Genomic DNA, 295 nt, shown 5'->3' on the forward strand with positions numbered 1-295 from the left:
TTGACGTCCGCATGGCCTCGGCCATACGGGGGGCCAAAATCGGCGAGATCGACCTTGCCTAGATCGACAAAGAGATATTCGGCCTTCAGCGTCCAGTTCTTGCTGAACGCATGCTCAATGCCGGCGCCGGCCGTCCAGCCGACCAGCGTATCCTTACCGCCGTAGCCGGCGATATCCGGATTGGCTTCCGCTTCGCCATAGGCCAGGCCGCCGGTGAAGTAGGGAATGTGCTGTCGATCGCATAGCCCAGGCGACCACGTAGCGTGCCGAACCAGTCGACCCTGGTCTGGCATCT

General features: G+C 61.7%; 1 protein-coding gene. It reads right to left on the reverse strand.

Going from position 1 to position 295, the window contains the following annotated elements; translation table 11 throughout:
• The coding region (locus EN786_RS37135) for an outer membrane beta-barrel protein (RefSeq protein ID WP_135910200.1) at positions 1-295 on the reverse strand (295 nt) is incomplete at both ends.

Origin of the sequence: Mesorhizobium sp. M4B.F.Ca.ET.143.01.1.1 (genome assembly GCF_004792275.1) — a bacterium.
Classification (GTDB): domain Bacteria; phylum Pseudomonadota; class Alphaproteobacteria; order Rhizobiales; family Rhizobiaceae; genus Mesorhizobium; species Mesorhizobium abyssinicae.